General features: G+C 60.7%; 28 protein-coding genes and 1 pseudogene. 16 read left to right on the forward strand and 13 right to left on the reverse strand.

Going from position 1 to position 25,522, the window contains the following annotated elements:
* Nucleotides 1-203 precede the first annotated feature (203 nt).
* On the reverse strand, nucleotides 204-980 hold the full coding sequence (locus tag E3T29_RS17660; protein WP_134346800.1) for a hypothetical protein: 777 nt from the start codon (nucleotides 978-980) through the stop codon (nucleotides 204-206).
* Complete coding sequence (locus E3T29_RS17665) at nucleotides 977-1,351, reverse strand: PadR family transcriptional regulator (protein WP_241987882.1); 375 nt, start codon at nucleotides 1,349-1,351, stop codon at nucleotides 977-979. Before E3T29_RS17665 ends, E3T29_RS17660 begins: the two co-directional genes overlap by 4 nt.
* A 479-nt stretch (nucleotides 1,352-1,830) precedes the next feature.
* Here E3T29_RS17665 and E3T29_RS17670 point away from each other — a divergent pair, with 479 nt between their 5' ends.
* Together E3T29_RS17670 and E3T29_RS17675 are read left to right on the forward strand one after the other, a co-directional pair.
* Complete coding sequence (locus E3T29_RS17670; protein WP_134346802.1) at nucleotides 1,831-2,283, forward strand: hypothetical protein; 453 nt, start codon at nucleotides 1,831-1,833, stop codon at nucleotides 2,281-2,283.
* 2 nt (nucleotides 2,284-2,285) lie between these two features.
* The gene (locus E3T29_RS17675; RefSeq protein WP_134346803.1) at nucleotides 2,286-2,621 is read left to right on the forward strand and encodes a transcriptional regulator; all 336 of its coding nucleotides are present in this window, start codon (nucleotides 2,286-2,288) and stop codon (nucleotides 2,619-2,621) included.
* A 220-nt stretch (nucleotides 2,622-2,841) separates the two neighbouring features.
* On the opposite strand, the gene E3T29_RS17680 is transcribed toward E3T29_RS17675, so the two are convergent.
* The gene (locus tag E3T29_RS17680) at nucleotides 2,842-3,360 is read right to left on the reverse strand and encodes a GNAT family N-acetyltransferase (RefSeq protein WP_134346804.1); all 519 of its coding nucleotides are present in this window, start codon (nucleotides 3,358-3,360) and stop codon (nucleotides 2,842-2,844) included.
* Between the two features lie 1,124 nt (nucleotides 3,361-4,484).
* Here E3T29_RS17680 and E3T29_RS17695 point away from each other — a divergent pair.
* The 3 genes from E3T29_RS17695 to E3T29_RS17705 all read left to right on the forward strand — a co-directional run bounded on the left by E3T29_RS17695 (nucleotide 4,485) and on the right by E3T29_RS17705 (nucleotide 6,668).
* Complete coding sequence (locus tag E3T29_RS17695; protein WP_134346807.1) at nucleotides 4,485-4,718, forward strand: helix-turn-helix transcriptional regulator; 234 nt, start codon at nucleotides 4,485-4,487, stop codon at nucleotides 4,716-4,718.
* The gene (locus E3T29_RS17700; RefSeq protein ID WP_134346808.1) at nucleotides 4,715-5,260 is read left to right on the forward strand and encodes a hypothetical protein; all 546 of its coding nucleotides are present in this window, start codon (nucleotides 4,715-4,717) and stop codon (nucleotides 5,258-5,260) included. Before E3T29_RS17695 ends, E3T29_RS17700 begins: the two co-directional genes overlap by 4 nt.
* A 313-nt stretch (nucleotides 5,261-5,573) precedes the next feature.
* Nucleotides 5,574-6,668: a hypothetical protein gene (locus tag E3T29_RS17705; protein WP_134346809.1), complete on the forward strand. Its 1,095-nt coding sequence runs from the start codon at nucleotides 5,574-5,576 to the stop codon at nucleotides 6,666-6,668.
* A gap of 577 nt (nucleotides 6,669-7,245) precedes the next feature.
* On the opposite strand, the gene E3T29_RS17710 is transcribed toward E3T29_RS17705, so the two are convergent.
* The gene (locus tag E3T29_RS17710) at nucleotides 7,246-7,977 is read right to left on the reverse strand and encodes a Type 1 glutamine amidotransferase-like domain-containing protein (RefSeq protein ID WP_134346810.1); all 732 of its coding nucleotides are present in this window, start codon (nucleotides 7,975-7,977) and stop codon (nucleotides 7,246-7,248) included.
* A gap of 344 nt (nucleotides 7,978-8,321) precedes the next feature.
* Between E3T29_RS17710 and E3T29_RS17715 the strand changes: the two genes are divergently transcribed.
* A complete protein-coding gene (locus E3T29_RS17715) occupies nucleotides 8,322-8,822 on the forward strand; it encodes an Rrf2 family transcriptional regulator (protein WP_134346811.1) in 501 nt (166 codons plus the stop codon).
* Entirely contained in the window at nucleotides 8,819-9,574 is a 756-nt protein-coding gene (locus E3T29_RS17720; protein ID WP_104198638.1) for an SDR family oxidoreductase, read from the forward strand. Before E3T29_RS17715 ends, E3T29_RS17720 begins: the two co-directional genes overlap by 4 nt.
* 680 nt (nucleotides 9,575-10,254) lie before the next feature.
* Here the strand turns inward: E3T29_RS17720 and E3T29_RS17725 are convergent.
* Nucleotides 10,255-10,725, reverse strand: coding sequence for a hypothetical protein (locus E3T29_RS17725; RefSeq protein WP_241987883.1), 471 nt, complete (start codon nucleotides 10,723-10,725; stop codon nucleotides 10,255-10,257).
* A gap of 386 nt (nucleotides 10,726-11,111) precedes the next feature.
* On the opposite strand from E3T29_RS17725, the gene E3T29_RS17730 reads away from it, so the two are divergent.
* On the forward strand, nucleotides 11,112-11,540 hold the full coding sequence (locus E3T29_RS17730) for a GNAT family N-acetyltransferase (RefSeq protein WP_134346812.1): 429 nt from the start codon (nucleotides 11,112-11,114) through the stop codon (nucleotides 11,538-11,540).
* Nucleotides 11,541-11,644: 104 nt separating this feature from the next.
* Here the strand turns inward: E3T29_RS17730 and murJ are convergent, their stop codons facing one another.
* Nucleotides 11,645-13,138: a murein biosynthesis integral membrane protein MurJ gene (murJ, locus tag E3T29_RS17735; RefSeq protein WP_166792453.1), complete on the reverse strand. Its 1,494-nt coding sequence runs from the start codon at nucleotides 13,136-13,138 to the stop codon at nucleotides 11,645-11,647.
* Between the two features lie 7 nt (nucleotides 13,139-13,145).
* Here murJ and E3T29_RS20525 point away from each other — a divergent pair, with 7 nt between their 5' ends.
* Both E3T29_RS20525 and E3T29_RS17740 read left to right on the forward strand, forming a co-directional pair.
* The gene (locus E3T29_RS20525; protein WP_255575407.1) at nucleotides 13,146-13,268 is read left to right on the forward strand and encodes a hypothetical protein; all 123 of its coding nucleotides are present in this window, start codon (nucleotides 13,146-13,148) and stop codon (nucleotides 13,266-13,268) included.
* Nucleotides 13,269-13,449: 181 nt separating this feature from the next.
* Nucleotides 13,450-13,995 (forward strand): DUF6578 domain-containing protein, encoded by a 546-nt coding sequence (locus E3T29_RS17740; RefSeq protein WP_134346814.1) that lies wholly within the window; start codon nucleotides 13,450-13,452, stop codon nucleotides 13,993-13,995.
* Between the two features lie 20 nt (nucleotides 13,996-14,015).
* Here the strand turns inward: E3T29_RS17740 and E3T29_RS17745 are convergent, their stop codons facing one another.
* From E3T29_RS17745 to E3T29_RS17755, 3 genes are all read right to left on the reverse strand, one after another.
* Complete coding sequence (locus tag E3T29_RS17745) at nucleotides 14,016-14,555, reverse strand: putative immunity protein (protein WP_134346815.1); 540 nt, start codon at nucleotides 14,553-14,555, stop codon at nucleotides 14,016-14,018.
* Between the two features lie 42 nt (nucleotides 14,556-14,597).
* A complete protein-coding gene (locus E3T29_RS17750; protein WP_134346816.1) occupies nucleotides 14,598-15,131 on the reverse strand; it encodes a tetratricopeptide repeat protein in 534 nt (177 codons plus the stop codon).
* 189 nt (nucleotides 15,132-15,320) lie between these two features.
* Nucleotides 15,321-16,529 (reverse strand): MFS transporter, encoded by a 1,209-nt coding sequence (locus E3T29_RS17755; protein WP_134346817.1) that lies wholly within the window; start codon nucleotides 16,527-16,529, stop codon nucleotides 15,321-15,323.
* 82 nt (nucleotides 16,530-16,611) lie between these two features.
* Here E3T29_RS17755 and E3T29_RS17760 point away from each other — a divergent pair, with 82 nt between their 5' ends.
* Together E3T29_RS17760 and E3T29_RS17765 are read left to right on the forward strand one after the other, a co-directional pair.
* Nucleotides 16,612-16,887: a type II toxin-antitoxin system Phd/YefM family antitoxin gene (locus tag E3T29_RS17760; RefSeq protein WP_134346818.1), complete on the forward strand. Its 276-nt coding sequence runs from the start codon at nucleotides 16,612-16,614 to the stop codon at nucleotides 16,885-16,887.
* 252 nt (nucleotides 16,888-17,139) lie between these two features.
* On the forward strand, nucleotides 17,140-18,036 hold the full coding sequence (locus E3T29_RS17765) for a DUF4238 domain-containing protein (protein ID WP_134346819.1): 897 nt from the start codon (nucleotides 17,140-17,142) through the stop codon (nucleotides 18,034-18,036).
* Between the two features lie 184 nt (nucleotides 18,037-18,220).
* On the opposite strand, the gene E3T29_RS17770 is transcribed toward E3T29_RS17765, so the two are convergent.
* Complete coding sequence (locus E3T29_RS17770; protein ID WP_134346820.1) at nucleotides 18,221-18,538, reverse strand: DUF1801 domain-containing protein; 318 nt, start codon at nucleotides 18,536-18,538, stop codon at nucleotides 18,221-18,223.
* A 136-nt stretch (nucleotides 18,539-18,674) separates the two neighbouring features.
* Here E3T29_RS17770 and E3T29_RS17775 point away from each other — a divergent pair, with 136 nt between their 5' ends.
* Nucleotides 18,675-19,511 (forward strand): sigma-70 family RNA polymerase sigma factor, encoded by an 837-nt coding sequence (locus tag E3T29_RS17775; RefSeq protein ID WP_134346821.1) that lies wholly within the window; start codon nucleotides 18,675-18,677, stop codon nucleotides 19,509-19,511.
* Nucleotides 19,512-19,627: 116 nt separating this feature from the next.
* The gene (locus tag E3T29_RS17780; RefSeq protein ID WP_092342623.1) at nucleotides 19,628-19,867 is read left to right on the forward strand and encodes a hypothetical protein; all 240 of its coding nucleotides are present in this window, start codon (nucleotides 19,628-19,630) and stop codon (nucleotides 19,865-19,867) included.
* A 274-nt stretch (nucleotides 19,868-20,141) separates the two neighbouring features.
* Here E3T29_RS17780 and E3T29_RS17785 read toward each other — a convergent pair whose 3' ends face one another.
* Nucleotides 20,142-20,612: a hypothetical protein gene (locus tag E3T29_RS17785; protein WP_134346956.1), complete on the reverse strand. Its 471-nt coding sequence runs from the start codon at nucleotides 20,610-20,612 to the stop codon at nucleotides 20,142-20,144.
* 79 nt (nucleotides 20,613-20,691) lie between these two features.
* Nucleotides 20,692-21,114, reverse strand: coding sequence for a single-stranded DNA-binding protein (locus tag E3T29_RS17790; protein WP_134346822.1), 423 nt, complete (start codon nucleotides 21,112-21,114; stop codon nucleotides 20,692-20,694).
* 178 nt (nucleotides 21,115-21,292) lie between these two features.
* On the opposite strand from E3T29_RS17790, the gene E3T29_RS17795 reads away from it, so the two are divergent.
* Nucleotides 21,293-21,691, forward strand: a complete 399-nt coding sequence (locus E3T29_RS17795; RefSeq protein WP_134346823.1) for a hypothetical protein — start codon at nucleotides 21,293-21,295, stop codon at nucleotides 21,689-21,691.
* Nucleotides 21,692-21,834: 143 nt separating this feature from the next.
* On the opposite strand, the pseudogene E3T29_RS17800 reads toward E3T29_RS17795, so the two are convergent.
* Nucleotides 21,835-23,633, reverse strand: a pseudogene (locus tag E3T29_RS17800) (type IV secretory system conjugative DNA transfer family protein).
* A gap of 881 nt (nucleotides 23,634-24,514) precedes the next feature.
* On the opposite strand from E3T29_RS17800, the gene E3T29_RS17805 reads away from it, so the two are divergent.
* Complete coding sequence (locus E3T29_RS17805) at nucleotides 24,515-25,201, forward strand: hypothetical protein (RefSeq protein ID WP_134346824.1); 687 nt, start codon at nucleotides 24,515-24,517, stop codon at nucleotides 25,199-25,201.
* Nucleotides 25,202-25,522 lie beyond the last annotated feature (321 nt).

Here is a 25,522-nt window from a genome sequence, read left to right on the forward strand (position 1 = left end):
CCGCACAGGGAATCCCTCACGGGACCACGCGTTCTCCTTGTGATCTCAAGCCGCCGCATCACGACCGCGACGCGTGTGGCACACGATGCGCTCGACCGCGCTGATTGGACACACCTTGGACTCTGTCGTTGCCCACCCGCCTCGGCCTGTAGCGAGTTGGGATTACACGATTCCGTGTTGTTTAGGGACACCCCCGCCGGGTTTCAGCGAGCTAGGGTGTCCATGAACAGCTCCAGGGCGCAGAGGATGACACTCACGATGACGAGCAACCAGTTGGTGGCGACCAGAAATAGCCGGACGCCGATAGATATCCGTGGCGTGTCGGCCGGCGCGGAGCCGGGTGGCACGATGGGGTCAGCCTGATAGGAGTGGTGAAACTGGGCCCACAGAGGCGGGGCGATGAGTAGCACGACCGCCGCAATGAAGACCGGTAGCGCGGGAACACTGAACACGATCCGGTCCGCTGACCACAGGGATAACAGCACAAAAACCAGCGTAGTGACAAGCCCAACTGCCGCCCCCTCAATGAACGCTCTGCCCTTCCCGTGCGAAACTATCCGGACGATTATGATGGGGAGGATTCGTGGCAGGAACGCAATTATCGCGAGCACTGCGATCGTAATCAGAACCACCCCGAGCCCGAATGTCACGTCTGTCTGATGCCTGAGCGGAACGACCGTCTCTATGAGCGCCATCAGCCCGAGCAGGCCAAGCCCGCTGCGCAGGGTGGCACCCCACACCCCTTTTGCGGCATCTGCGGTTGCCGGAAGGCTCAGCTCCGCGGCGTAGTAACGAGCGCTGCCGAAAGATTCTTCCGCTAGTGCCCCGGAGTCGGCCAGAAACTCGCGCGCGGTCGCCACGGCGTCGCCGATCCGCGTTCCATTGACGTCGAGCAGGCGCAGCTCGATGGTCAGGCCTTCCAACCACTTCTCGTTTTCGGTGTCGCGGTCGTGTGCGTCGCGAATATTGCTGGTCGTCATGATTTAGCCGTCTCCGTGGTCAGTGCGGTGCTGCTTGTGGGTGTGTTGTCGAGGTGCGCCAGGACCGTGCCCGTAAAATCGCGCCAGTTGGCGGTCTGGGTTGTCAACTCGTCGCGTCCGGTATCTGTCAGCGACAGATATTTCCGCTCGGGGCCGCCGGCGCCGACCCGCCACTCGACAGCGATCCAGCCGGCCACTTCATAGCGAGTCAGCAACGGATACAGCGTGCCGCCTTTGATCGTGCCAAATCCGTTCTCTTCCAGCGCGGCCGCGATGGCGTACCCGTAGGTCGGGCCGGCGGCGAGAGTGCGCAGCACGCACAGGCCGAGGGCTGCCCGCATCCAATCGCTTGACCACTGTTTGGCGCCCATGACTTTCTCCTCCAACGCTGCACGCATAACTACATAGTGTCACTATTTAGTCAGACTATCTACTCGTCATTCGCGCGCTGGAGCCTCTTCCCTGAGCCGCGCCCGCGGTCGACCCCCAGCGCACCCCGAGCGGCCGGCATCGCGGACAACTTCTACGCGCTTTAAATGACCCCGAAGGACCTTGGATGTCATGGGCGCAGAATAATAATGGGGAATTACGCTGGCCTGTATCGTGAAAGCTGGATAAAAGTTCTGCCGCAAGCCGAACCCTCGGCGGGACACTAAAGCTTTTGGAGCGGACAGCCGTTTTCCACGGGCACTACAGGACGTTGATCGTCGGGCCCATCAGGAATTAATAGTGAAGCACAAGGTGCGGGAGACCATCGAGACTCTGATCCCGCAGTGCGCTTTCCGTTGCGGAAAGTGCTAGGTTTTCCGTAAAGGAAAGTCCGAAGCAGAAAGTGGAAAGTGGAGTCACGATGCAAAACGAAGAACAGGTCCCAATCTCTGCAGGCGATGCATTAGCATCCGCTCAAGCAGCAGAAGGTGCCATGCGGCGGCGCGCCCGCTCGATCAGGCCATCCATCGCCATCGTCGGACTAGCCAGTGGCGCGATTACCGCCGCCGTTTTACTCCCACAAGAGGTGTCATTCGTCGTTGCAGTCGTCGCGTTCATTGCCATAATCGTTTCGGCCTGGCTCTTCGAGCGTGCTGGAGTTCGCCGCCTCCTGGCCCAGCCAGGTCAGCATCTTGCAGGGCGACTGATCCTTGTCGGCGTGATGGTGCTGGTCCCGATCGCCGGAATCCTCATTGGAACGTACACAGACTACTTCTGGGCCGTCGTGGGGTTGGCGATCGCAGTGCCACTGGTGATGATTGCGGTTCCCTGGTGGTGGGAGCGAGATCTTCATCGCACAGCAGTAGGAACGTAACGATGCGCGCGGCATTCGATGAAGTGATCCATGCACCCAACAGGCTGCGCATAACGGCCGCGCTGTCGGCCGTCGAGAGCGCGGACTTTTCCATCATCCGTGATCTGCTGGGTGTCAGCGATTCCGTTCTCAGCAAGCACGTGAAGCCGCTGGGTGAAGCGGGCTACGTCAACATCACAAAGACCGTCATTGATTCCCACATGCGGACTTCTCTCGCCCTCACCACGAAGGGCCGGAAGGCCTACCGGGCGCACATAGCAGCCTTGCGAGAAATCACCGCAAATATGGGCGAGGCGGACACGAACAGTGGACAGGTCTCGGGACGTCCGCGACCGTGATCCAGCATCACTAGAACAAATTACCCCGATCGTGGTCAACCACAGCGCAAACTGCGACCCAAGCCAACTGCGAAAAGTTCAACGTGGCTCCCGCGATCCGTCCCAAGAGGTCCGTCCCACGTTCCATAGGAGGGACGTTGAACGACACAGATTTAGGGCCACAGCACCCGTCGGCCGATTTCGCCGACGCTGTGTCACAGAGGAACCCCTAACGGGCGCTCTAGGGTTGCTGGGATTCCCAGCGAGTTTCACCATCCTTCTTCGATGAGGTCGCGTGTAAGGCTTGATTTTGCGCCACCTTCATGGAGGCCTGATGATCGGGATGAATGTGCGCTGTGAGGCGGCAGACTTCGTTTGATCGCAACCAGGCGATCATCGCTTGAGCGGCCTCAGAAGCGATTCCTTGCCCTTGCCAGTCGGGTGAAATGACCCAAGCGATGTCAGCCACGAGACTCGACCCATCGTCTTCGACGGTTGCCTGTACAAATCCCACCGGCTTCCCGGAGTCTAGCTGTGTGACAACCCAGTTCAACCACCACTGCGAACCATCATCAGAGTGCCCAACGGCCTGCGCGGCATAGCGTTTTTCCAACACCGTCAGAGACGGTATTTCTCCGCCGGTGTATTCATAGAGCGCAGGGTCGGCCAGAACCTCGATCATCGAAGGCGCATGCTCCACCGACAGCGGTTCCAACAAAAGTCGCACAGAAGCAATGGGTTCAGTTGTGGGCCAGTCCATTCTTTGACAATGGCAGAGTCCTGAGGTCTTCGTAAGCCGAACCTGCTACGGGACGGGTACGGCACGGAAAAAGAGAGAGTCCGTTTAGCGACCCTGCTGCCGAATATAGAAACAGTCAGGGAACCGAGTCGAGGCGGCCTCCCATCCGTCGGCGGCCGAGGGTAAAGCGCGCGGTGAAAAGATGGAGACGCGTGCGACCTCCCATGAGCCTTCATCCCGTTCGAGAACATGTTCGCCGTGCAGGGACCGGACTAACTTCCAGCCCCGTCGCCCAGCCGCGTTTATGTGGTCGACTTCCTCGGCGCGCGATACTGGACCCACAATCCGAGTGGCTTCGGTGTTAGCAACGGGGGTGTTGCGACGGCTATCGAAACGCTGCTGGGCTGCCTGCCGGGACGTTCCTAGGGCTTTGCCAATCTTCGCCCAACTCAGTCCCGATTCCTGGGCTGATGCCACGGCTTCAGATTGCAGCTGCGCAGCAACGCGTGCCAGGTCCCCGAAGACAGTGACCGAGTGCAATAGGAAGTCAGGGGATTGATCCTCGTCACGGTTACTGAGGGCTACTCCTCTGTCGGCTGCAATTTTGGACAACTGTACCGACAAGGCAGCGTCGGCTGCTCCGGTCATCGTTCGTCGTCGTCCGCTGGGCGCCAGGAATCCGATCGCGAAGCTGCTTTGGACTTCTGGATGAAAAATGAGACGAGTCCAATTAGGCCAGCAATTAGAGCGATCCAACCAGCTACGCCCACGATGAAACTGGGGAGCCCAGCGCCTATGAACGTCGCAAACAATACCAAGCAGATGCCAAAAGCCAAGAGGGCCCAGAGGGCGGTTCGCGCAGTGCGAATCTTTGTCAACGAGTTCATGCGTCAAGGATACATTGACATTCAGCCTACCGTCAAGGCGACGTTGACATTATGGGGTGATCTCCGGCTGGACACATCCCCACGCCGTCGCTTGAAAATATCGAGGACGGCGTCCGGTTGCGACTCGGAAGGGCAACCGTGAGCGCGACTATCTGTTGGAGCGTCTAGCGCGACCAGCGTCGAAAAACGCTCTCCCGCAGCGCACTCAGATGACAATGATACTTGACATTGGATGTCAATGATCCTTAACATATGTGTATGTGTCCCCACGATTCCGCTTCCGCCACGGCGAACCCGGTGCGGGAGCGCCGCAAGGAGCGGCGGATCACCCAAGCCGAGCTCGCCGAGCAGGTGAACGTGAGCCGGCAGACCATCATCGCCATTGAACAAGGCGACTATGCCCCATCTGTGTATCTCGCGTTGCGGATCGCCCGTGCCCTGGGTGGGACCGTCGAAGAACTTTTCACGAACGAGACAGGAGCTGACACATGACGCGCAGACGAAACTTGCTGGACCGATGGACAGAGCGGGTCATGGACCTCGACAGCCCGGCATATGGCGACGAACGCGAACGCGCCGTGTCAATGGAGTCGAGTGCCTTCGGACTGACGGCCGGGCTCTACGTCGGACTCTTGGCAGCCCTCGTCGCCTCACTTTTCGGGCTCATTCTCCTGCCGGTTGTCCTGCTGGTCGTGACCGTCGTGCCGTCGGTCGCGGCCTTGTGGTATGCGAGTCGGCGGAACGTCAACCTCCAGAAGCTCGCCGAGAACGCTGGCGCCCGATCGACAATGGTCGGCATCATGATCTACGGCGTCGCGATGGTGCTGACCTTCGCCGCGATGACCTACACGGTACTCACGGGGGAGCCGATGCTGCCCACGCCATCGCTCGAGGTGACCCCAGGCGAGGGGTTCTTGGGCGGAATGGCCCAGGGCGCGGTCATAGGCGGAATGATCGGCGGGCTCGCCGCCATCGTCGGAGGTGTCCGCTCTTTCCGGCGGGTGAGCCGCCGACGCACGGGGCAAGACCGCTGAACGCTGTCCCGGTGCCGATGCTCGTTGCGCTCGCTTATACGAAACGGGCGAGCCGCAAGCGAGCTCCGCCATGCTCCAAACGGGAACCCCGTCCGGGAATCGGACCGTGCTGTCTTGGAGATGGATCGACTAGGTTTCGTTGTGGTTATTACGCGTCGATGCGTCGTCCGCGGTGCAGAACGGGAGAGACAGCTGCTCTCCGGAGCGATCCGCGAGCTGGTGGCCGGCGGTGAAGTCATTATCTACTGTGACGAGCAAGCGGTGTGCGACTGCTTTGTCGACTCGGTGGCTCTCTGACGGGATAATCAGGTGCATGTTGCACATCATCCCGGGCGGGTCAGCCCTCACATCCGAGCAGGCAAAGATCCTTGATGACGAGTTCTTTCAGGCACGTCCGCTGGCCTACTTCTCCGCGCGAATATCGGCACTTCTCAGTGCAAGCAGCGAGCAGAACGAGGTCACTGCCGGTGACGCGGTTGGGTTTCTCAAGGCGCTTGGCGATCTGGAGCTGGCGAATATCTTGGAGCACGGGGACAGCGACCGAGACCTCCAAGTGGCACTCGATTCTGTTTCGGTTCGCCACCATGCAGCAGAAGCGCTTATCCGAATGCTTCACGCGGTGGTCGTCGCAAGGCCTCGAACCGGGGACGCTGCTTGCACTTGGGCCACTCTCACCGACGGCCCTATTGGCCTTCATGAGGTGACAGATGAGCTGGCAGCCGCGATGAACTCAGACGTCGGTGCATTTGCAAAAGCGTTCCTTCCACCTAAATCGGTGCAGAGTGCGGCTGATATTGAGGCGTTTGGGGTGGCGTGGGCTTGGGTACTGCGGGCAGCGCAGCTCCTTACAGACAACGAGTTGACTGTAAACGCGGCCCATAACAAGTTGAAGCACGGCCTCGCAATCCGGACACGGGATGACGTGCGCCTAGAACTGATGACGGGTCCCGGACCCGGTGAAGACGGAGAAGTTCCCCTGAGTAGCTTTGGCCCCGGCAAATCCATCGTCATTTTCGACCGTCCGTTGGTCACATATCTCGCGCGGCCGTATCCACCCCGGAAGCAGGGGCTCGAAGCGACGTCGCTGCGTGTCGATCCGCCTGCGGTCCTGGCGGAAGCATGGATGATTTCGTGGGTCTATGCATCGGTGTTTCATGTCGCGGCTGCGCGCCATGGCAGCACGACTGATCGATTGCCGGCACCGTACCCAGCACCCCGAACTGGGCCGACGCCGGCGCAACTTCTCGAGAATTCAGGTGCGGCAGCCCTTGGTTATCGCGGCTCGGTGACGACGGCAACCGACACCTCGTTGAAGCCACGCCCGTCGGGGATTTTCTTCCCGGGGTTCTTCCAGTCGATGACCATCGATTTTGCGGGCGCGACAGCGGCCACGGTGGTGGACGGATAGTGAGCGTTCACCGGCAGACACCAGTCGGCAGCACCAGTGAACCTGCCGCCACGAATCCCCGATAGCCAGCCTTTTCGGCCGCGTCCAGCGTTGATTAGTCCCGCAACCGGATCACAGTTGTGTCCCAGTGGCCTCCGGAGCGACCGCGTGGCGTTAGCAGGATTGCGATGGTCACGGGCTCAGAATCAACACTTGACTCGCAGTGTTCATGATGAAGCAGCATCGCCCGTACTTTACCTATCGCCCGCGATAGCTCGGCGAGTCCGCTCGCGGCCATGAAGCTGAGCGACGCCTGCCCGTGACGCGGTGAAAAGAAGATTTTGCTCTCGACGCGGAAGTCGCCGCGCGCTCCAGTCTTCTCGCTCACCCGTTCCATGAACCCGGCCAGCACACCTCCGACACTGGGTAAACAGATTCTGTCGTTACGCGCGCGCTGCTCCGCCGTTCCGCAAGCCGGACGACCAATGCGACAGATCTAGCGCTGATCCATATAACTGCCCAATGCCCTGAGGCCGTGTCAGAGAGGAACCCTTACGGGCGCGGAACCCGTCGGAAAAGGTACCGCCAATGGACGAGATTAATTCGCCCTCCGAATCGAACTTGTGACTTGCCCATCAGATGCTTCGAACGTCCACGCATTGCCGCCCCCGACGATCCTGATGCTGGCAGGGTCGTGGAGCGTTGTGACAACCGCCGTGTTCTCGTCAATGGCAACGACCCGATCAGCGAGACCATTGACGACTACGGAGAGTGCCCGACCGAGGGTTCCGGCCTGGGCTGCGTGAACGTCGACCGTGAATGGGACCACGCCAAGGCCAGCCTTCAGCGTTATCTCCGCGAGCCCTTCCGCCCATTCTTCGGTGCAGACTTCTGTTCCATTCATCGTGTACCCCCCAATCAAGGCCACCTTCGGTGCGATCATCGCGCCCGCCGAAAACCCGATGTAGGACGCTCCTTGTACGATCGCCCTCGCGATCGCGTCGATCGATGTCTGGAGAGCATTCAAATAGGCGGGTGTCGGGCCGCCTGCGACAAGGATCGCATCGACGTCATCGAAGCTGGCCGATTCCACCTGTTTGTCACGGCAGACCAACACTGGTCGGATTTCGCACGGCATGCGGCTTTCGAGCGGTGCTGTGTAGGCCGGTAGAAAGTGCGTCGCGCTTCCTCCCTCGTCAAAGATAACGACGACGATTTTCGGAACCCGGTGTCTCGTCGCTCCTCGCTCAAGTACCTCGTCAACAAACTGGTCAAATATCTCGGAGGAAGTAGCGGTGTCCGGGCCGCCTCCGACAAGGAAGATACTCATGGCTGTCAACTTATCGGTGGCGACAGATGCTGGGACGCAAACGAGGAACGCGCGACGGCTAGCTCGTCGCAGGTGAGGAATTCGACCGGAGTCAGCGACCTGAATCGGCTTGGTCACTGCCCGTAAGCCGAACCGTCTACGGGACTTGGATTCTGCGAATCCGAATCGTTGTTGGCCCGATGCTGACGCCGCCGTGGATCAATCGGGCTGCGGCGAAGGCCGTGCGAGGGCCGCGATCACGCCGACAGCGCCCGAGAGAAGGAACGGTTCACTGAAGAGTGAACCCCTTGCATCGACCTGCTTCAATCTGGATATAAAATGTCCAGGTTGATAGGCTCGACATCATGCAGCTTCCAAAAGGGGTCGAGTGGGCCGCGCATTGCCTTGTCGTCTTGGAACGATTGACCGAAGATCACCCTGTCGCAAATTCGACCTTGGCGGAGGTCTATGGCCTCTCGCCGACCTACTTGAATAAACATCTCCAGGCTCTGACACGGCACGGCTTGCTGATTTCGATGCCCGGATCGGCCGGAGGATTTACGTTGTCACGTCCCGCATCTGAGATCACTCTTGCTGACGTCGTTGAAGCGCTCGAAGGCGGTGGACCGATATTCCGATGCACGGAAATACGGTGCGACGGGTTGTTTCAACCGCATTCTGCCGAGATTCGCGCGAGTGGATCGTGTGCCATTGCGGCCGCGATGTGGACGGCCGAGCAGGCGTGGCGACATAGCTTAGCCGCCGTTTCGATCACAGATCTCGTCCAAGGTGTCGACGCAGTCAGCAGCAAGAATCTGAACGAATTCGTTGAGAATAAGAACGTGAAAGTTGGTCCAATTTTATGAAGATCGCAGTGTTGGGAGCTACCGGAACCGCCGGCACGCGCACGGTAAACCTACTTGCGAAGAAGGGCATTTCCGTGGTTGAAGTGTCCCGTTCGGCTGGCGTAGATCTAATCTCCGGCAAGGGACTAAGTGATGCACTGCGCGGAGTCGATGTGGTGATCGACGCCTCCAATACGTTCCCCCAGGACGCCACGATGGGACTGCACGAGGCGCTCACCACTGCGACTCAGAACGTTGTAAAGAATTGTGTCACTCAAAGAGTAGGCCACCTGGTGTTTCTATCCATCGCCGGAGTGGAAGACCCCGTTTTTGACGATTTCCCCTACTACGCGGCAAAGCGCGCACAAGAAGAAATTGTTGCAGCCGGCCCAATTCAGTCGACCATCGTGAAGTCCACGCAGTGGTATGAATTCGCGACAAACCCCTCGGCAGTCTCCTTTCTGGACAGCGAAGTGCTTGTCCAGGACTGGCTCATTCAGCCGATCGCTGCTGACGCTGTCGCAAAGGTCCTTGTGGACACGGCCCTCAATGCGCCGGGTTCGGTCGTCAAGACCATCACCGGGCCCGAGCGGATCCGACTTCCTGAACTCACCTCCCGGGTACTAGCCCGGAGCGGGGACTCGCGGCCGGTGCGGTCAGCCAGCCCCTCGTTAAACGCGCTCTCTGAGGGGGTGCTGCTTGCTCCTACTGAAGCCACAATATTGGGACCGGATATCAACACCTGGTTAGCGTCGCTGCCCTCGGCGGGGTAAGCGCCATGTTCGACCTGAAGCACTCCGCACACCCGCTGTGGCCATAGTCCGAGAATGGGGCCCTCCGATTCATTCGATGTGCCCGAAAGCCGGACGACCAGCGGGCGCGTTGAAGCGTAATTCCGCTCAAGTCGATTCGCTGAGCAAGTCGCCCGCAACGGGAACCCCCACCGGGACGATCTGACGTGAAACCGAACGCGAACGTCACCTCGGCCCAAAGCCGTTCCCATCTGACACTCCGCGCCCACGTGGTCACTTAGTATTCGAGAAGCAGGACAATAACGCCCACGGTGTACTTTTCAAAGAGCGTCGACAAGCGATGCCGACTGTCGCGGTTTACCGTCCGGTGAACGTCCCGCTTAATGCCGAGGGCGGCGCTGGTTTGGTCGGATGTCATCAGGGGTGACGCCGGTATCGAACAGCTTCGAAGCAAACACCTCCTCCGCGTAACCGCGCCGGGAGCGGACGAGCGCCCCAGCACGTCCGCTGCCTTGCGGTCTTTCGGCCCGGCTGAAATCCGAACGCGAGGCCTACCGGAGGAAACTGAGCCAGCTCCAACTCGCGCTGGCCAAGGCGCAGGGTGAGAACTTAGAGCTCAGACGGCGCCTCGCCGGCCACGAGGATTAGGGCTAGAGATATGAGGAGCGGCCCGGCAAGCGGCCGCATTCGGCGGAGTGGAACTAACCACCCGGCCCGGTCGGATCGATCGGCGCACCGTCGCCATCCTCAGGTAGGTCTCCGCGCTCCACCGGTTCGCCCGGGGTCTTGGGAACGTCGGAGAAGAGCAGTTCGAGTTCCGCATCCGATGGCACGTGCACTTTCTTCGCGGCTGTCAGAAGATTCGCTGGCGACGCGTCGTTCATTCCGGATACCCAGATCAGCGCACCGTCTCGCACCGCGACGTACTCGTGGATGCCTCCAGCCGACCGATGCCAGACGCCATCCTCATTGGCACACGTCACCGCTCCGCCGGGCGTATCCCAAAGGGGTGTCGCAGCACACGACGCTTCCGTGAGTTCCCCGGAATCGCTACGGATGGTCAGCATCGCACCCGTGCTGCTGTTGAACCAGGTAGCCGACATCCCGTCTGCAGCACCCGGCCCGACCGACTGCGGTGCGAGATCGTAGCCGTCTACCTCAGTCGTGTACACGAGTTCAGGAGTGATACCAACAGCTCTCGCGAGCTCGGCGATCGAATCCAGGCTCGCCGAATCCGCGCCCGTCGTCGACGCGCATCCAGTGAGAGATACGCAGACGGACGCCATAGATGCAGCCACGGCTAATGTCCACGCCCTAGGAAAGCGACCAGATCGACGCAAGAGCACCCCCTCCTTCGGTCACGGCTGTGCTTGGCGACTCTGCCAATCGCCAGCTCGTACAGTGTGAGTCTACGGTCCGGCCTACCCGGCCGGGGCATGCGCCGACGACGCGCAACAGAAGAGCGCGCACAGGGGGGATACGGGGAGTCTGCACGCCCCATCACGAACCGTCAGCGGGACATTGCTTGGGCCCGCATAGACGTGTGACAGCATGTCCCATGCCCACCTTTACCTTTTCCGAGTCGAAGCACCTCCTGCGACATGATCTCGTTGGTCTCTATTCAAGCGTCGGGTGGACGGCGTACGCGAGCGACCCAGATGCCCTTGTCCGTGCGCTGGAGCAGTCGTCGTACGTCCTGACGGCGAGGAACGCGGACGGCGAACTTGTGGGATTGGCCCGCGTCGTCTCCGACGACAGCACTATTTGTTATCTCCAAGACATCCTTGTGAGCCCCAGTCAACAACGCGCCGGCCTCGGCAAGGCCCTGGTAGAAAAGGTCCTGGAGCGCTACGTCCACGTTCGACAGAAGGTACTTCTAACCGATGACGAATCTGGCCAGCGCGCATTCTACGAATCCCTGGGCTTCGTCGAAGGAAGTGACTTCAGCCCGACTCCTTTGCGTACTTTCGTTCAAATCGGGGGCTAAGAGCAATCGCTCGTCTTCGAGAGGGGAACCCTCAACGGGATTCCCGATGGAAGCTTACGCATCTGAGAATGGCGGTCGGATCGCGGAAACAGTTCTTGCTGCGGCTACCGCCGGAGATCTTTGATTGTACGGTCGCCCAAGAGCCAACTGATCCCAACAAACACCCCGCTGACGATCAAGGCGGCGAGAAGGAAAATCAGGGCCCTTCCGATGAAGCTGGCTGGTGTGCCGATGATAGTCGTCGTGGCCAGCCCGGCTGCGGCGCTGATCATTGCCGTGGCCAAGAGCCGGGTCAGACCCCACACCGCGGCCGGCTCGGAGTCGGGTTCGTGTCCGCGTTTTCGGAAAGTTCGTCGGAGTAGGACGTGAGCTGTCGACCATCCGGCAATGTTTGCGATCGAGATGCCGGCGGCGATTCCGATCACGGTCAGCTGCGGGGGCAGCAGGATCGCCGCTGCCAGCGCACCGGCTGCAGATAGCACGGCGATGGTGAGTTGTGTGATGAACGGGCCTCGGGCGTCTTGCAGCGTGAAAGATGTCCGGTTGAGGACGTAGGCCTGGCTGAAGCCGACGAGGCCGACCGCCAGCACCTGCAAGACGTGGCCGATGAGGGGCGTGCCGAAGATCGCCTCAGTCAGAATCGGCCCGACAGCGACGAAAACTGCCGCGGCGGCGAGTGACACATACGCGACAGGTCGGAGCGCGAGATTGGAGAGGGACTCGACTTCAACGAAGTTGTTGCGTGCGGCCGCCCCGCTCATGCGTGTATAGAGGACCGTGGTCAATGACACGGTCACAATTCCATGGGGCAGAAGTATTAGCAGGTATGCGATCGAGAGGGAGTTCAGGCTTGGCCCGTCGATGCCTAATTGGTTGAGTGACTCTCCGGCGCTGCTGGCTACGTTCGCCGTCACCAGGTAGGCCACTTGACTGGCAAACACCCCGCCCAGAGTCCAGCCGGCCAGCGAGGACATGTGGCCGAGACCGGCAAAGCCCCATCGGAAGCGCAGACGGAAACCGATGCAACGCAGCGGAATCAGCAACAAAAGGGACTGGACGGCGATGGCCAAGGTCGCGGCCCCGCTGAGGACCGCGACCATCAGTGGGGTCCACGAGCCAGCGTCACCCAGTCCGGAGGGCAAAGCGACGAGGAACACCAGGATGCCGCCGATGCCAAAGACGTTCGAGATTGCAGGTGCCCAGGCTGGGGCACCGAACACGCCGCGCGCGTTCAACACCTGCGACAAGACGGCGAAGGCGATGAGAAAGAAAATTTGCGGCAGGCACCAATACGCCATCGACGTAGCAAGCCCTAGCCACGGCGCGGACCACGTCGTGGCGTAGATCCAGACGATGCCCGGCGCACACAAGGTAAGAACGACCGTGGCGCCGGCCCCACCGATAAGGATGATCGTCAGAAGGCGGTCAGTGTCTTCCTGACCCGCGGGGCCAGCGTGCAGGTTCCGAACGATCTGGGGAACAAGTACGGCGCCGAGGACGCCGCCGGCGATCAAGGCGAACAGATAGGTCGGCGCCGAGTTCGCGATTTCAAACGTTTGACCAGCGACGGCCGTACTTGTTCCGCCGACGGCGGCCACCAGTAGAATGGCCTTCGCAAAGCCCAGCGCCCTGGAAACCAGAGTCGCCGCCATCATCGAGCCGACTGCTCCACGAGCGCTCACCGTGAACGACCTGAACCAGTGCTTCGCTGTCGACACCCAGCACTAGATTCCCCCATTGGTCAACATTCCCACAACTCCGTCCCGGTGCCACACTGCCGCAATTGCCCAAACCCCGTTTTGAACTGTTTCTCGGGGGAACCCTGAGCGAGACAGCTGCAACGTTCCGGTCGTGGATCCCTTAAAGCGCAGGCCGAGTCGCTGTTTGGGCGTTGGGCTAGCGTGGGGTTATGACGCGCGTGTGGCTGACGGAATGGGAATGGGCGTGCTGCGGCGATGCTTTTGCCATCGGCGATGGGGTGGACTTCGGTATCGAGACGCGAACGCCGCCTGCTGGTCTCGCTGACATGCTCGGACCGGAACTCATGGCCACGGTAGACGCGATGGAGTCGCACCATGAGGAAGAGTTCACCGATCGTGTGCGCGGCAGGGTCCTTGCAGTGCACGCGGTCACGCAGGACGTCATCGAGCGTCGGTCGCTACGTCGGCCCGGCCACGGCGCGCCGCCCGAATCGATCATGCCGGCGGACGGCGACGAGTGGCCGAAGGTTGGCCGCGACCTCGGTAATGGTACGTTCCTGGGGACTTCGCCCTCTCGATACATGATCGAGATCGTGCCAGTTGCGAATACAGCGATGTTGGCCCCGGCTCAGGGCGTTCGGCTGCGCATCGATGAAGACGCCGAACCTGACGTCGAAGAGTTTGCTGTCCTACCGCCCGAGCAACACCGACGCTCACTGGAGGGCTGGCTCGTCGACGTCCAGGAGTATCCGTAAGGTGTCCGCTCGCGGAACCCTCAGCGGGATTTGCGTAGCTTGGAGTCCAACTTGCTCATAAGGTGATCGACGCGACTCTTTCCCGTTGGTGCTTTTGGATAACGGCTGAGAACATCAATCAGGCCTGGGGTGGCGTGGTTTTTGGCTCGCTCAACGAAGTTGTCGCCAACCTCGGGATTGTCACCCGCGACCAACTCAGCGATACGCGCCGCACTTGCGGGACCGCGCAGGATGTGACTCACCTGAGTGGCTTTCGCAATTGGGTGCAGGTAGGCGGCGGCTGCGGCGTCGCCCGCGGTGCGCGCGGCAAGCCGTCCTGATTCGGTGGCGGCTTCTTGTGCGGCGCGGTGTGCGTCTGAAGCTGTGACACGCTGCAGGTTGGTCTTCTTTGCGCCGTTGACAAACTCCCACGCAGCGTCGACGGCCGCGCGTGGCTGAGGGTCATCTGGATGGGCGGCCTCAAACACCGGAAGCACTTCCTCTGCTGCCTCCACCACAAAGCGTGCCACGACTCGCAGTTCGTCCATGGTCAACTCGAAATCGCCGGTTCCCACAGTCATGATCCAATTTTCTCATTTCTGCGAAGCCCAGAAGGGGAACCTCTACTGGGCTTTCGTCACATCCGAAGTATCCGGGGAGTCGAGGGCAATGAGGTACGCGGCATTACCGCGGATCGCCGCGTCGTAACGCGTGACTTCCTCAGACTGGAAGCGGTCCGCGATTAATTCAAGCACGTACCCCAAGGCCGCACTCGGGCGGCCTGCCGCGTGAAGAGTGAGTGCCTCAAAGATCGCCAGCGATTCGGAGTCGGGGAACTCGGTTCGGGCACGAGCGAAGACAGCGACTGAAGCGTTGATCCTGCCGAGATTGCGGAGGGTACTTCCGTACTGGAGATAGCATTTGCGCAGCATGTCGCCGTGGAGACCGTTGCCGAGCGCGTGCTCGTAGTAGCCGAGGGCTGCTTCTTCTTGGCCAGCAGTGTCGTATGCGCCGCCAACCTCGTACAGCACCGACGGTTCCTCGGGATACTCGTCGAGGATTGTGAGTAGGGCCCGGATGGTGGGTTCCATATCGTCGCGATCTCGGGCCGTAAAAATAGTGGCGAGATCGAATTCGAGGCGGTTGTCAGATGTCATGGTTCCTCACGGGGCTTGACCGGTCCGGCCGGCGCAGGACAAACGCAATTCTATTGACCGGGGCTGGTTACGACAGTCGTGTCCGAAAGCCGAGCCTCTTACGGGCACCTTTTTCGATCTGTGAATGGTCACAACGAGCGAACAATGGCGAGTGAAGAATGCTGGTCGCTCCCGGGGAGCGAAGGATTTTCAGTTGTCATCGTGAATTTTTACGAGTCCTCGTGCGCCCATACCGAGTCCCACGAGCGCTAGGGCAGAGCACGCCCAAAAGGTTGCCGCAACAGATGTTGTTGCAGTGAGAACCCCTGCCCCTAGTGCTCCGAGCGTAGTGAAGGTGAGGGCGCTGGCTCGGTAGGCGCTACTCACGCGACCGAGGAGTCGGTTGGGAACGATGCGTTGTCGTGTGGTGACCGAGGCGATATTCCAGGTGCTCACGGCGACTCCTAAAGCGGCGAGTAGCAACGCGGCGACGATGGAGTTCGAGGTTGCTGCCAGGCAAGCAAAGATGACGGTGGCAACAAGAACAGTTCCGGCTAAGACCTGAGGAAGAGGCCATCGGCGCATGACGCGTGGGGCGGCCAGAGCGCCGCTGACACTGCCAATCGCGAACGCTCCAAGGAGGAGGCCGTAACCGAAACTCGTCAGGTGTAGCTGCTGGCGTGCGTAGATCACGAGCATGGCCAGGAGTGCGCCGCTGATGGCGCCGAGAGCGGTGGTGATGAATGCCATGGCTTGGAGCGTGGGATTGCGCCAGAGCCAGGTGAGCCCTTCGGCGATGTCGCGCCGAAGATTCTTCCGCACGTGAGGTACTCCCGGCGGCGTGCGCGGCATAAAGGCAATGAGTAGGGCGCTGAGGGCGAAGCTGATCGAGTCCAGTGCGAGGGGGATGCCTGCACCGAGGGCGAAGAGAAGGCCTCCCAAGGGTGGCCCTACGAGCTGTGTGGCGCTGAGTTGGCTCGTGAATAGGCGCGAATTCCCAATCGGGAGCAGCTCGGTCGGGAGCAGCTGGGGGAGGAATCCGACGGCTGCGTTGTCGTACACGGTTTCGGCCGTTCCGAGCGTGAATGCGAGAATCGCGAGCGCTGCAATGGGAAGTGTCCTTTCTGAGAGAAGGTTCACGCTGGCTGCGGCGACGATCAAGGCCCGAGTGGCGTTGACTATCCACATCAGTCGGCGCCGGTCGAAACGGTCCGATACGGCTCCTCCGAGCAGTCCAAGGACAGGCCATGGCAAGAAACCTGCCGCAGTCACGATGGCAATGGCCACAGGATCCCGAGTGCTTGATGCTGCCAAGAGCGGAAGAACTGCAACTCGCACGCCGTCGCCGAGCGCCGACACTGTCGCCGCGATCCAGAATTGGACGTAGCGAGCCCGCAAAGCTGCTTGGGCATTCGTCATGGTTCCCCTTACGCTTGAGATGTACAGAATGTACGGATTAGTCTAAATCCAAGAATGTACATTTTGTACAGAATGCGAGACGATGATGAAAGAAGTTCCTGTTACTCAAGCTCGCGCGGATTTGTCGAATCTTGTCAACGAAGTCGTTTACGGGCACGAACGCATCACTCTTACCCGGCATGGGAAAGCGCTGGCGGTTCTCGTCTCTCCGGAAGAAGCGAAGCTGCTCGACTCGATCATGAGCAGCTCTCCGGACATGAATCATGCCGTGCAGATAGTGGACACGAGTGGCTCGCGGGACAACCTCGGATTAGCTGCTCGTTACGTGGAACCCAATATTGAGTCCGATCAGCTGTAGTTCCTATGGACTTTGTGAACCAGCACGGCGTGAGTTAAATGCGAGAACCTCATAGAAACTACAGTTAGCAACAGTGCAGCCAACGCCCGAAAGCGCAACGGCTGACGGGCGCCCGAACGGCTGAATCCGCCGACGGCGCGGTATCTCGCGGAAGTGCCCGCAAGGGAACCTTTCGATGTGAAGCGCTCCAGACCCTCATTGAGATTGCGCGCTAAGTCTCAGGATCGGGACGCTGCTCGGTAGTTTTGTTCAGTGGCAGCCAAGCACGCCCATCACGTGGTCCCGCAGTTCTATCTGCGTCGCTTTGCAGACGGAGAACGAATGGTCCGCGAATGGTCGATGAACACGCAGCGAGGCTTACTGGTACCAGTACGGCATGCAACGGTCATCAAGGATCTCTACACAATCGATGACAAGCATGGGGTCGAATTGGACGGCTTTGAAGACATTCTCGGCCGAATCGAGTCAGACGCGGCTCGGGCACTGAACGAGGTTCTCACAGCTCGTCGTTGGCCCCTTAACGACAGATCGCGCCAGCGACTCTCCTTGTGGGTGAGCGCACAGTATCTCAGGACCCCACGATCCCGCGGCTTTTTGGAGGCGCAAATGAACAGCCTTCGATCGTCTCTAGACGAATCGTCGGTAAACCGCCTGCGCGATGAGATCCGGGTATTGGGCTGGACCGATGAAGAAATAGATAGCAAATGGGCAGAAACGCTCGCTTATTATGTACCGGAGGGCTCCCAACCACGGAACGCTCACGTCGGCTGGTTTAGGAATCTTGTCTTCGACGCTTCAAAAAAGCTCTTCGAACGCCCTTGGCATCTGTTCCGATTTGACGATCCAGTCCTTGTAACCTCCGACTGCCCAATCGTTCCGATCCGAGAAAACATTCGGGAGCCAGGACTTCACCTTCTCTCCGCTCCACTCGTGCACATCCCGCTCGATCGCTTCACCCTTCTCCAGATTCTCCCTGCCAAAGCCAAGATTCAAAAGGGCGATGATCTTCTCTGGCAAGGTCCGCAACGATTGGCGACAATGTCCAACATCATGGTGATCGAACACGCCGATCGGCACACCTACGAACATCCGGAGGACTCGATCCAAGACGTACTAAGTTCAAGGCTCCTGCGCGGGCCGAGTCAATAAAGCCAGCCAGGAATCGCGGTCGCCGTCGCCAAATATGCTGTCCGCAAGGGGGACGACCAATGCGACAGATCTAGCGCTGATCCATATAACTGCCCAATGCCCTGAGGTCGTGTCAGAGAGGAACCTCTTCCGGTCGATCACAGCGATCCACGTGGGCAGCCAACGAGGATCGGGGTGCGCTCGTCTATGACTTGTTGAGCGCTGCCGCTGCGCGGACGAGCGCTTGGAATGCTGTGGCGTTTATCTTGTCGCCCTCGTGTAGGTCGATGGCTCGCCTCACTCTGGCGGTCTGGCTGGCGTTGAAGAGTTCATCCGCGTCGTGGAGCGAGGCGCCTTTCGCGAAGGTGAGTTTGACCTTGTCCTTGTAGGTCTCCCCGGTGCAGATGAGCCCATCGAGGCTCCAGGTCGGCACGCCGAGCGGGTTTGTCGTCTTCTTCCATTTGGTCTCTTCGACCACGTTCGGTTCGGCCTCAAGGATCAAGCCGCGAATGCGGGCCAGCATGTCGCCTCGCCAGCCACCCAACGCGGCAATGATTTAATCAATCGATGTCATCGGAATCTCCGCTACCTCTCTGTCACACCGGGCGCAGCCCGCACGTCACCCATAGTATGAGACCCCGGAAGGAAGCGTGACGCGGATGGACGAGACTGCAGCTTTCGAGCGGGAGCGCCCCCGGTTGTTGCGTATTGCCGGGCGGATCCTGCGGGACAACGCAGAGGCCGAAGACATCGTCCAGCGAACCTGGCTGCGCCTTCACTCCACCGAGGCTGTCATTGACAACCTGCCCGGCTGGCTGACCACGGTGACCACGCGGCTCTGTTTGGACAGGCTGCGCGCCCCGAAACCGATCCTGGTCGACGACATGGCTTTCCCTTCGCTGATTGAAGATCCCGCCGATGCATTTGCCCTGGCCGACACGGTTGGCATTGCGCTCCAGGTGGTCTTGGACCGCCTCACGCCCAGCGAGCGGGTCGCGTTCGTGCTCCACGACAGCTTCAGCTTTGATTTCTCCACGATCGCCGCGATCCTCAGCACCACTCCCGCCGCCGCCCGCAAGCTCGCCTCGAGAGCGCGTAGCAAGGTCCGCCCGCAGGGCGTGCAGCGCCGCCGAGCTGACTGGGAAGTCGTGGACGCGTTCCTCGCCGCCGCACGACAGGGCGATTTTGAGCAGCTCTTGGCCCTGCTGGCGCCGGGAGTAGTGGTTGCCGGTGATGAAGCGGCGATCTCGGCGGGAACCCCCACCCGGATAGAAGGACGGAGCGCCGTCGCGACGATGTTCAACGGCGCGGCCAAAGCCGCGTTGCCGGTGTTCATCGACGGCCGCCCGGGCGCGGCCTGGTTTCATCGTGGCTCGCCGCGGGTCGCGTTTGATTTCAGGGTCGTCGGCGGGGTTGTGTCTCGGATCGATTTCCGCGCCGATCCGGCCGTTTTGGAACACCTCATCCGCCGCGACGCAGGAGGACAGCGGGGCTGACCGGCCGCCTGCAACAATCGAACCCGTTGTCAGCGGTCACACTTGCTGGCGTTGCATCGTTATACAGGTAGCAAACCTCAAACGGGGCAACGCGTTCACAGTTAGGATTCGAGTCGATGAAAACAATGACCTGCCGCCAGCTGGGCGGCCCGTGCGAAGAACCGTTGCACGGCAATACTGCTGATGAGGTAATCAAGGCCCAGGACCGCCACCTCAAAGACGCCGTCAAGGCCGGAGACACCACCCACGAGCAAGCGCACAAGGATATGAAAGATCGTTGGAAGCACCCAAAACGATCAATGGACTGGTACTCCTCCACCAAGACGGCGTTCGCTGCGTCACCCGAAGACGACTAACCGGGCCGCGGCCGCCCAAAGAACCGCACGGCCCTCTGCGAAACTACACGGCGAGACCTTCCTCAGCGCGCCCGCTCCGCTGTATCCCGCCGTTCCGTAAGCCGGACGCGCCCGCTCAGCGTCCGCACGAATACTGGGTTCTGCGGGTCACGAGCCCGAGAGTGTCGCGTTTACCCTGCCCTTTGATCAGTCGCGCTCAGGTGCGTCAACTGCGACAGCGACGCAGGGCCTTTGCGCCCTTCGCAAGAGCCAAGGCTTGGCGATATCAACTAGATTAACCGCGAGAGTAGAGCGATGCCTCGGCATCACGGCGACGCGCGACATCGTCGACGACGAACTGCACGAAGTCCTCGTCGCGATCGCCGATCACGACATCCTTGATGGCGTTTGCAGGCGGTTCCCCGGGCCACGCCGTCTGTCGAGTGTGTCGGTCGCGTTCCAGACGTGTGCCCGACATCGCGACCCAGTCGCGGAGCCGCTGGCGGGCATCCGCGAAGTCGCGATGCCAACCGAACGGAGCCGAGCCGTGCTGATCAGGGTCATAGGCGCCGAGCCAGTGCAGGTGCAGTGCGGAGAGTTCCCAGACGAGTTCGGGGTGCCGATGCCAGAACGGCGGTACGACGGATGCGGGCAGCCCGTAGGTGCGTCTCAGCCAGTTCACCCAGTGGTTGAGTTCGATCCATTCGGCCTCAGCGTTATCGGCGCTGAGCAGGTTCCAGTTGATCGGATGTGGCGGCTCCGCCATGTGCGCGTCGAGGTCGTCCCAGGAGGCGTCGTCGTGATCGCCGGATGCCCATTCGACGAGTGACTCCGACATTGCTGGTTCACCGCCTGGATCCAGTGTGAGCCGCTTCCGCCTCGTGCTCGACCTCGGTGTCCGAGCCTGTGCGATGGGTGCGGTCGACCTGATAGTTGGTGCGTGCGAGGTCGTGGCCGATTTTCTTGGCGACGAACTCCTCGCGTTGGATGGTTTCGCCGTCGCGTTCGACCTGGAAGGTGCGCACGTACCCTTCGGCGACAAAACTGTCGCCTTTGGCGAAGCGGGTAAGAGCCCGGTCGGCGGTGGCGCGGTAGGCGGCGAGGTCGTGGAACGTTGGCTCGAGCGCGGTGAAGCTTCCAGTGCATTCGTGGCGGAAGTGCGGCTGCCCGACGCGCACGTAGAAGCGGGTGTCGCCGTTCTCTGTGACCGACTGCTGAGGGTCTGAAGCGATGAAACCGGACAGCGATTGCTGGGTGTGAAATGCCATGGGACTTGACCTCCTGTGATTGGGGCGGACCGTAGTCGTCCGCGCTCACTATGAGGTGCGCCATACGAAACCTGCGGGTCCCGGTTTCGCGCCATGGCTACCATCCGAGTCGTTTCCCGATGGACCTACAGGTGGCCCGATCGGCTTTGCCACCGGTGGCCTCAGTAGGCTGATCCGCATGAACTCGAATCCTGTCTGGATGTCGCACTTACCAATCGGCCTGCCGCACAAGAACGGTGACCGCCTTTACGGGACGTCCTCCGGCTACGCAGCCGATCTCATGGCGGCCGGGACACCGACAGTCAGCTCCCTTTTCCGAAAATCAATAACGCCATCCGTGAGCAGCATCGATATTGGCGATATGCTCCAGGTCGTATTTGATGGCTCGTTTTGGTGGGTTTCCAATGCTGATGCAGTTATTGGGCGTCTCACCTGGGCGGCATCTAGTCGGGATCATCCCGATCCACGCACCGGCATATTGCCTCCACTTCCCGACAACGGCTCGCTTCTCGTCGAACGCGTCTTCGTCAATAGTGGCGCGGTCGTCAACCTCGGCGGAAAGGTCCTACCCACGTAGTCGTCGCCCAGCACCGAGCTCAATAACGACACTGTTTGTTGGTTTTCTGTCTCATTGCGCGGTCGCCAGGGCGCTAGCCGCGGATCGGATTGACTGCATCAATGATCGTTAGCTTTAGTCTGAGTCGGACCAGCGCGGCCGGATCAATCGTCTGGGCGGGACGGCTCCTCGGGATCGGCGGCGGGGACGCGCATCAGCCCCTCGATCTCCTCGCGATTCGCCCGCAGCGCCTTGGACTCGGGGCGGGCGGTCCACATCTGAAGCCTCGCGATGATCGGCGGGGCGGCGCGGAGCATTATCAGGCCGGTGCCGAAGGGCAGGGTGCGGATGGTGTCGGGCGGCATGATCGGGACACGGCGGATCGCGCGCTGCGATGAGCGTGAACCGCGGTCGCCGATGGTCGTCGAGTCCGTCGTCTCGTCACGGTCGCCGATCAGGGTCGAGAGGTCGTGCAGGTCCCGGGAGTTGGAGCCGCCGCCCAGCACGATTTTGACGATCGACGAGTCCCAGATGGTGCCAGCGGCGTTGTCGCTCCACTTCGTGCGGGCCTGAGCGAGCGACTGCAGCACGGGCATGGTGGTGATCCCGGTGCCACCGCCTTCGGCCATGAGAGTGGGGAGCGAGGGGAGTGGCGCAAGGTTGCCGATCTCGTCGAGGGCGAGCAGCAGCGGCGGGTCTAACCGTGCGCCCGCACTCCGGGCAGCGATACGGCGAGCAGTTTCGACGAGGTCTTCGACGAACGCCGACACGAGAGCGGCTGAGTTGTTCGAGCCGGCGCCGGTGGCCAGTAGGTAGAGGGTGCCGTTGCTACTCAGAAACGCTTCGGGGTCGAACTCCTCGCCCTCCGGCGGGGAGACGGAATCCAATACGCGTGGGTCAGCCAAGGCACCGAGCGAAAGTGAAACGCCCTGCCAGATGGAGTCGCGCGTGCGCGGGTCGGCCTCGAGCGTGGCCCGGAGAGAGTCGCCCCAGCCGGTGGCCGCTGCGGGAGTGCTCAACAGAATGGAGACGGCGTCGTGGGCGGCGGCCGGGTCGAGGGTCCAACGAAAGAGGTCCGCCGGAGAGCAGCGGTCGAGCGCGGCAGCGTGCAGCATCGACTGCAGTGCAGTGCGGGTTTTGGCTTCCCAGAATCCGCCGCCGTCGACGCCGCCCGCGGCCAGTCCGGTTCCGGCAGCGAGACCGGCCGCGCGGATCATCGCCGTGAGCGGATCCTCACACCCACGAATGGGCGACCACCGCAGTCCTACCGGCACCCCCGCCGCCAGTTACTGCGGATCAAAGACCGCTACCGGTCCGATCCGTTGCCGTGCGCGCAGCGTGGTGGTGAGGTTGTCGGGGCGGGTGGAGGTGGTCACGCCTGGGCCTGGCGCATCGAGGATGGCGTTGATCACAATGTGCGCGCCTTTGCCGGAGCGCGGCGGGCCGATCACCAGGATCGAGTCCTCTACGCTCGCCCAAACCGCAGTGTTGCGTGATCGCCCGATGCGATACCCAACATCGCTCGGACCAGCCTTCGCGAGCGACGGTCGAAGGTGCGCAGCGCGTTTCATGCTGGCCGCATGCGACGCGGCACATGCGACTTCGGCACGGGTCGCTATGCCAGCGATGCGGAACGGGTCGACCTTCTTCGTGACGCCTCTGAATATCCGCCACAACACAAATGCCAAAGCTGATGCCAGCCCCACCAGCAAGATCATCGTCGCCCAAAAGGCGACCGGATTCAGATTTGGTGCCCGCAGCGCTGCTGCCGGGTTGTCTGGGTGCAGAAGCACGGCGAGCCCGGTCTCCGCTCCGCCGGTGGGCTGCGCGGTCCCAGTTGCCAGGCCGCGACAGCACCCGAGCCACGAAGTAGCAGGGCCAACACTGCCGCACCGATCAGGAGTCCAATACCGAGGTTGGTGAGCTCGTCGCCGAGGTCGGTCTGCGGTCGCTGGGAGGTCATCTGCTTAGAATTTCAGGCCCGGATCGGCGTTGATGACCGTCGCGTGGAGGACGACGCGGTCGCCCGAAAGACTCGGCCGCGAAGCCCGGCAGGTACGTCGCATTGCACTTTTCGGTCAGTGACGCGAGCGTCATGCGCATATCCTTCCATCGCCAGACTTGCTCCTTCAGATATCAGGTGTGCAGCTATCGCCGTGCGGTCATTCGCGCCGTTGTTTCAATGGCCACCATCTCATCAGGATGCAGGTGGTGCTACACCACAAGGCTGCGATCCTTCACCCGCCACGACCCCTGACTGGTGACGAGGGCTGGCAGGAGTTTCTGCTCGGTTCGGCTCATCCCAAGTGCGTTCGCATGGGATCCGAGCTGGTCCGGTTCCTGCCGGTAGACGATGAGGGTTTTCCGCGTTGGGCAACAGCGATGACGTGAGTGCGCGCATGGCGGACCCGGAGTCGCCTAAGTGTTCGATGGCTCTGGCCACGTATTTTGTATTCGCCTATCTTCAGCATCAGAGCTGGGCCCTGAGGCAAATCCGCATCCTCTCACAGAGGTGGATATCCCGTGATAGCCGATATCCGCCTGGCGGTTTGGATTAGTTGGATTCTTCGTTTGATCAGCCATCGGGACGTGCGATGGTAACCTCGTTATCAACAGTGTTTCGAGGATTGTCCATAGAATTGTTTACATTCAGCGAGGCCGATATTCTGGGTGAGGAAAACTATTCCATCCGTAGTTGTGAATAAAAGATCAGCGGTATGTAGAACGCGCGGCTTTCCGTTGAAAAGTGGGACAATCTCAGGGATTGACAACGGGAAAAACCGAGCCCCCATGTCGATACCAAATTGGGTTGTTATATCCAATCTGGCGCAGTAGCGTAATTTCATGACTATGACGCAGAAGAAGAAACGCAAGTCCCAAGGATTGATGACTGCAATTGCATTAGGAAGCCTTTTCGCAGCGTTTGGCGCGTCTCCCGCTAACGCCGCGGAAGTATCACCTATGTCCAGTGAACAGGTCACTCTCACCGATTCCCAGGCGTCTGCATTGCTGCTGGAGGCCGATCTTCCGGACCAAGCCGCCAGCACGTATGTGCTGGACCCCACAGACGTCGAGGGATGGTCGATCCCCGGTGTGGTCTCTTTCGTTTCTGTTGGTCTTGATTCTCCTCAGACGGAGGTGCGTTCATTCCTCGGAGCGTATTTTGATACGGATGGCGCACAGATATCGACTGTGGAGATCGCGTATCACACCGATGCCACGATGACTTCCTGGACAAATGGGGTGAAAATTGATCCAGCCGATTTGAACTTCACGGGACAATCACAGGTCGAGGGTAATTCGGACTCTGACACGGTTTCCGCTCGCGCTGCCACATCGACTCGTGACTTCTGCTGGTACCTCAACAAGTACGCTGAGGGCGAGATCGCTATTGGCACTCTGGTCGCAGCAGCGGGAGGTGTGGCTGCGCTCTTTAGCGGACCAGTCGGAGGCGTCATCGCCGCTGCGGGAGGTCTCAAGGCTGGGCTGGGTGTCATGTACAAGTGGCTCATCTCTCTCTGGTGCCTATGATCGAATAAGGCTGGAAAACTGAAAGGTTCAACACATGAATGGAACAATTCCGCGCCCTCTCAGGCTCGTGCTTTGGATACTGGGAGGAGTTTTAGCCGTGATGGCTATTTTCAGCCTTATCTCCGCGTGGCAGTCTCGGGCGGATGACTGGTGGGTCGGCGTTGGTGTCGCTATTTCCGCCGGCGTATGCCTCACTATTGCGGCCACGAGCCATCGAACCGCGTCAGGCTCGAACAAATCGAGCTAGCTATGGCTCGGGGTGGCGGGGGCCCCGTCATTCGGTGTGACATCCCGGCAGACCAAATGCACTCCGGGCCCGTT

The sequence above is a fragment of the Cryobacterium sp. TMT1-66-1 genome, assembly GCF_004403435.1.
GTDB classification, from domain to species: domain Bacteria; phylum Actinomycetota; class Actinomycetes; order Actinomycetales; family Microbacteriaceae; genus Cryobacterium; species Cryobacterium flavum.

Excerpts from the sequence above, each read along its gene's own strand:
- E3T29_RS17660 (WP_134346800.1), bottom strand. The coding sequence starts at position 980 with ATGACGACCAGCAATATTCGCGACGCACACGACCGCGACACCGAAAAC.
- E3T29_RS17665 (WP_241987882.1), bottom strand. The coding sequence starts at position 1,351 with ATGGGCGCCAAACAGTGGTCAAGCGATTGGATGCGGGCAGCCCTCGGC.
- E3T29_RS17670 (WP_134346802.1), top strand. The coding sequence starts at position 1,831 with ATGCAAAACGAAGAACAGGTCCCAATCTCTGCAGGCGATGCATTAGCA.
- E3T29_RS17675 (WP_134346803.1), top strand. The coding sequence starts at position 2,286 with ATGCGCGCGGCATTCGATGAAGTGATCCATGCACCCAACAGGCTGCGC.
- E3T29_RS17680 (WP_134346804.1), bottom strand. The coding sequence starts at position 3,360 with ATGGACTGGCCCACAACTGAACCCATTGCTTCTGTGCGACTTTTGTTG.
- E3T29_RS17695 (WP_134346807.1), top strand. The coding sequence starts at position 4,485 with ATGTGTCCCCACGATTCCGCTTCCGCCACGGCGAACCCGGTGCGGGAG.
- E3T29_RS17700 (WP_134346808.1), top strand. The coding sequence starts at position 4,715 with ATGACGCGCAGACGAAACTTGCTGGACCGATGGACAGAGCGGGTCATG.
- E3T29_RS17705 (WP_134346809.1), top strand. The coding sequence starts at position 5,574 with ATGTTGCACATCATCCCGGGCGGGTCAGCCCTCACATCCGAGCAGGCA.
- E3T29_RS17710 (WP_134346810.1), bottom strand. The coding sequence starts at position 7,977 with ATGAGTATCTTCCTTGTCGGAGGCGGCCCGGACACCGCTACTTCCTCC.
- E3T29_RS17715 (WP_134346811.1), top strand. The coding sequence starts at position 8,322 with ATGCAGCTTCCAAAAGGGGTCGAGTGGGCCGCGCATTGCCTTGTCGTC.
- E3T29_RS17720 (WP_104198638.1), top strand. The coding sequence starts at position 8,819 with ATGAAGATCGCAGTGTTGGGAGCTACCGGAACCGCCGGCACGCGCACG.
- E3T29_RS17730 (WP_134346812.1), top strand. The coding sequence starts at position 11,112 with ATGCCCACCTTTACCTTTTCCGAGTCGAAGCACCTCCTGCGACATGAT.
- E3T29_RS20525 (WP_255575407.1), top strand. The coding sequence starts at position 13,146 with ATGGCCTTCGCAAAGCCCAGCGCCCTGGAAACCAGAGTCGCCGCCATC.
- E3T29_RS17740 (WP_134346814.1), top strand. The coding sequence starts at position 13,450 with ATGACGCGCGTGTGGCTGACGGAATGGGAATGGGCGTGCTGCGGCGAT.
- E3T29_RS17745 (WP_134346815.1), bottom strand. The coding sequence starts at position 14,555 with ATGACTGTGGGAACCGGCGATTTCGAGTTGACCATGGACGAACTGCGA.
- E3T29_RS17750 (WP_134346816.1), bottom strand. The coding sequence starts at position 15,131 with ATGACATCTGACAACCGCCTCGAATTCGATCTCGCCACTATTTTTACG.
- E3T29_RS17755 (WP_134346817.1), bottom strand. The coding sequence starts at position 16,529 with ATGACGAATGCCCAAGCAGCTTTGCGGGCTCGCTACGTCCAATTCTGG.
- E3T29_RS17760 (WP_134346818.1), top strand. The coding sequence starts at position 16,612 with ATGATGAAAGAAGTTCCTGTTACTCAAGCTCGCGCGGATTTGTCGAAT.
- E3T29_RS17770 (WP_134346820.1), bottom strand. The coding sequence starts at position 18,538 with ATGCTGGCCCGCATTCGCGGCTTGATCCTTGAGGCCGAACCGAACGTG.
- E3T29_RS17775 (WP_134346821.1), top strand. The coding sequence starts at position 18,675 with ATGGACGAGACTGCAGCTTTCGAGCGGGAGCGCCCCCGGTTGTTGCGT.
- E3T29_RS17780 (WP_092342623.1), top strand. The coding sequence starts at position 19,628 with ATGAAAACAATGACCTGCCGCCAGCTGGGCGGCCCGTGCGAAGAACCG.
- E3T29_RS17785 (WP_134346956.1), bottom strand. The coding sequence starts at position 20,612 with ATGGCGGAGCCGCCACATCCGATCAACTGGAACCTGCTCAGCGCCGAT.
- E3T29_RS17790 (WP_134346822.1), bottom strand. The coding sequence starts at position 21,114 with ATGGCATTTCACACCCAGCAATCGCTGTCCGGTTTCATCGCTTCAGAC.
- E3T29_RS17795 (WP_134346823.1), top strand. The coding sequence starts at position 21,293 with ATGAACTCGAATCCTGTCTGGATGTCGCACTTACCAATCGGCCTGCCG.
- E3T29_RS17805 (WP_134346824.1), top strand. The coding sequence starts at position 24,515 with ATGACTATGACGCAGAAGAAGAAACGCAAGTCCCAAGGATTGATGACT.